Raw genomic sequence first — 3,932 nt, 5'->3', positions numbered from 1 at the left:
TCACATCCAGTACATCATAACTGGCAAAATTATCGGTATAGACGATGCTGTCAGGGTAAATTTTTGACTCTATTATCGGCAGTAATGTGCGTGATTTGGCATCGGGTATGACCTTGGTATACACCTTACCACCACGCTTGAGAAGCCCGAAAACAGGCACTTTTCCGGCAGCACCTCTGCCACGCTGACCTTTACGACGACCACCAAAATAACTTTCGTCCAGTTCAATCTCGCCATCAAACCAGGAGTGCCTATCTACGTGCTCGGCTATCAGCACTCTGAGGCGGTGAAAATAGTATGCAGCAGTGTTCCTGTGGACACCAACCAGCTCTGCGGCAATACGGGCTGTGGAGCCTGCAATAAACTGTTCAAGTAACCGTTCCTGTTTGTACTGACTGAGTCTGCTTTTTCTCATGGCACTATCCTAGATGATCTTAGTTATCTAGGACAGCCCCAAAAATAAACTGCCCGTTTTGCAACACCGGCGGTATTTTAAGGCATCCCCTAACACTTTCCCAGCGTGATGCAGATTTCCTGCGTCAGGCGCGTCGCGGCAGGTGCAACAACTTATTCATTAACGTTAAGTTCTATAATCAAAAGCTGACGCTGGCTGCTGGGCTTTACTTTTATTTACCTATCTGGCCAAGCGCGGGCGCTTAAATGTGAGGAGGGGTCCAAAGGTGGCTCAGATTGGTTCTGGATAAACGGGTGCGGAAATAATGGGCGCGACGTGCCGCGCCCACTCTCTTAGTTTGCTTTGCGGTTCAGACGCCCACGGCGATAAAGATTACGGCGAATACGCTTTAGTCCCGGCTTTGGCTTGCGCGGTTCATCCAGACTGGCCAGAACCAGTTTCAGCACGCGTTCTGCCACATCGCGATGACATTGGCCAACTGCCAGCACCGGGCACTCAAGAAAATCTAGCAGTTCGTGGTCGCCAAAGGTGGCAATCGCTAGATTCTGTGGCAAACGCTCTTCACGTTTCAGCGTCACGTCCATCACGCCCTGCAGCAGGCCGAAAGAGGTGGTGAACAATGCTTCCGGCATCTCGTGGGTATCGAGATAATTTTCGAACAGGGCCGCCGCAGCGCTGCGCTCAAAGCTGTTGGCATAGATAAAGTCGATTGGTCGTTCATCGCCATGCCACGCATCGCGGAAGCCCAGCTCACGCAAGAAGCTGACGGACAGCTCCGGCAGCGCGCCAAGGAACAGCACCGATTTCGCCGGCAGCTTACGCAGTTCAGCACCGAGCGCTTCTGCATCGTCTTGGTCGGCACCAACCACGCTGGTGAAATGTTCACGATCCAGCGCACGGTCCAGCGCAATGATCGGCAGCGGCTCATTGACCCAGCGCTGATAAAACGGATGTTCCGGCGGCAATGAGGTCGAGACGATAATCGCATCGACCTGGCGCTGCAGCAGATGCTCCACGCAGCGCATTTCATTATCGGGCTGATCTTCTGAACAGGCGATCAGCAGCTGATAGCCGCGCTGGCGTGCCTGGCGTTCCAGATAGTTGGCAATTCGGGTGTAGCTGGTATTTTCCAAATCGGGGATTACCAGCCCTATTGAGCGCGTACGACCAGCGCGAAGCCCTGCCGCCACCGCGTTAGGGTGGTAATTATATTCACGCACCACCGCCATCACTTTCTCGACGGTTTTATCGCTGACACGATACTGCTTAGCCTTGCCATTAATCACATAGCTGGCCGTCGTGCGCGAAACACCCGCGAGGCGCGCAATTTCATCCAGTTTCACAATAACCCCACACTTCTTTATGGATTAGCATTTATCACATCTAACCGCAGAAAAGTGTGGCAAGCAACCGCTTTTCAGCAGCAGCAGTCGCTATGTGATAAACAAAAAAAATGGCATTACGCCGGGTTAGCAAACTATTCTGACCATCATCTAGTGAAATTATCGCATGATACGATCGCCGCGCGACACGCCAACAATGCCGGAGCGCGCAACTTCAACGATTTCCGCCACTTCGCGCACGGTGCTGAGGAACGCATCCAGTTTATCGCTGGTGCCCGCAAGCTGAACCGTGTAAGGCGATGGCGTGACGTCAACGATCTGCCCACGGAAAATCTTCGCCGAACGTTTCACCTCTTCGCGACCGTAGCCGCTGGACTGGATCTTTACCAGCATGATCTCACGCTCGACGAAAGCGTCCTGGCCCAGTTCACTGACGCGCAGCACGTCCACTAGCTTGTGCAGCTGCTTTTTGATCTGCTCAATCACCTTCTCGTCACTGACGGTCTCAATGGTCATGCGTGACAGCGTCAGGTCGTCCGTTGGTGCCACGGTCAGGCTTTCAATGTTGTAGCCACGCTGAGAGAACAGGCCCACCACGCGGGACAATGCGCCAGATTCGTTTTTCAGCAGAACCGATAATACACGACGCATAATTAAGTCCTCTCCGTTTTGCTCAGCCACATTTCGTCCATACCGCCACCGTGAGTATTCTGGCGAAGATGAACGGTCGTTCCGGAGGAACGTGAACGCGTTATTTTCTAACGCGCCCTAACTTCCTTTTATTACACTGACCGTTCACTTTCAGTCAACCTGTGCCAGTTGTTTCCTCATCGACTCACCTTTCATCTCCAGTTGGTGGGCGTTATGCATCAGGCGATCTAGGATAGCGTCGGCCAGCGTGTTATCTCCCACACAGCCATACCACTCATCCGTTGGCAGTTGGCTTATCATTACCGTGGCATTCTTACCGTAGCGATCGTCCATTAGCTCCAGAAGATCGTTGCGCTGAGCCGCCTGAAGCGGTTCCAGCCCCCAGTCATCTAGGATAAGCAGCTGCGTTTTCGATAGTTGAGCAAGCTGCTTTCTGTAGCTGCCATCTGCACGGCTGTGCGTCAGTTCAACCAGTAACCGACTCAGGCGCCAGTACTGCACGCTGTAACCCTGCTGGCAGGCATTGTTACCCAGTGCACAACCCACATAGATTTTACCGCAACCACCGGGGCCGGTTGTTTCATTTCTATTTCTGTCAGCTGTTTCATCAGCGTATGTGGCATTATCGGGTTTCCTGTTTCAGTGGAAGTGGCGCGGGCCACGGAATCACCGTCCGCTGGAACTAGGTCTCGGTTATTTTTCAGGATCGACTTTATCTGCTTCAGCCGGTTCAACCCCTCTGTATTGGCCAGACGGCAGCTGTTGTTAACGCGCTCAGAAGGATACTCACGTGTCAGGCTCAGCAGCCCCAGACACAAGCGGTAAGCCTGCTCCAGATGCGCTTTTTCTGCCAGACGCTCACTGACCCACGTGAGCGTGTCAGGTCCCACACCGGCAGCCCAGTTTTTCAACCGGCCCGGCGTCCACTGTTGATGATGGCGGTGACGCTCCGGCATATGCTCTGCCGCAGTACTGTTACCCGGATGAAAGCGTCGAGGGTGACTGGCGATCATCAGCCCGTCAGCCCAGACCTCAAGAAAGTTGTCGAAGGTATGGAGTTCCACTATTTTACCGACGTACTGATGCGGCACCGAGTAATGGCGCAGCTCATATTCGACGTGATAATCGATATTCACCTTCGCTTTCTTTATGTGGCGCTACCGCCACGGTTGTACCGGTAACGGTCAAAGTGCGGGTTTATCCAGCTTTCGAAGGCTTCCCGCCGGTTGCTGGGCAGTTTTTTGAAGGGACGTTCGTTGAGCTCTGTAACCAGCGTACGGATGCAGTGGTTCAACTCTGCCAGCGAGAAGAAGACCTGATGCCGTAGCCGGGCGAGGATCCAGCGTTCATGGTTAGGAGATTGAATCGCCTCTTCTGAGAGCGCCCAACCATGAATGTCAGAACGAACTATCCCTTTGATGCGGCGGTCGTGCGTAGGTTTAAGTATGAAAATGCAGTTTTTGTCGTGTTTTTAACCGGAAAGCCATTTTTCAGGCACACTAATCCGGCTCAGGCATCCGCAA

General features: G+C 53.2%; 4 protein-coding genes and 1 pseudogene. All 5 read right to left on the bottom strand.

Translation table 11 applies throughout. The annotated features are described in order from the left end of the window. Positions 1 to 415, bottom strand: a 415-nt coding sequence (locus BBW68_RS12600) for an IS1595 family transposase (RefSeq protein ID WP_148127470.1), incomplete at its 3' end; no start/stop codon positions are given. A 332-nt stretch (positions 416 to 747) separates the two neighbouring features. Continuing rightward, on the bottom strand, positions 748 to 1,758 hold the full coding sequence (gene cra, locus BBW68_RS12595; protein ID WP_070135627.1) for a catabolite repressor/activator: 1,011 nt from the start codon (positions 1,756 to 1,758) through the stop codon (positions 748 to 750). A gap of 159 nt (positions 1,759 to 1,917) precedes the next feature. Further along, on the bottom strand, positions 1,918 to 2,409 hold the full coding sequence (gene ilvN / locus BBW68_RS12590) for an acetolactate synthase small subunit (RefSeq protein WP_070135626.1): 492 nt from the start codon (positions 2,407 to 2,409) through the stop codon (positions 1,918 to 1,920). A 150-nt stretch (positions 2,410 to 2,559) separates the two neighbouring features. Next, positions 2,560 to 2,955 carry an ATP-binding protein gene (locus BBW68_RS12585; RefSeq protein WP_276325392.1) on the bottom strand — a complete coding sequence of 132 codons (396 nt, stop codon included), beginning with the start codon at positions 2,953 to 2,955 and terminating at the stop codon, positions 2,560 to 2,562. 128 nt (positions 2,956 to 3,083) lie between these two features. Then, a pseudogene (locus BBW68_RS18045) lies at positions 3,084 to 3,757 on the bottom strand (Mu transposase domain-containing protein); the annotation flags it as partial. Between the last annotated feature and the right edge of the window lie 175 nt (positions 3,758 to 3,932).

It is taken from the genome of Candidatus Erwinia dacicola (assembly GCF_001756855.1).
In the GTDB taxonomy this organism is placed as follows: Bacteria; Pseudomonadota; Gammaproteobacteria; order Enterobacterales; family Enterobacteriaceae; genus Erwinia; species Erwinia dacicola.
Note: the sequence above shows the minus strand (reverse complement) of the source record. Positions and strands in the feature narration are given on the sequence as shown.

Coding starts and splice junctions, on each gene's coding strand:
- ilvN (WP_070135626.1), bottom strand. CDS start 2,409: ATGCGTCGTGTATTATCGGTTCTGCTGAAAAACGAATCTGGCGCATTG.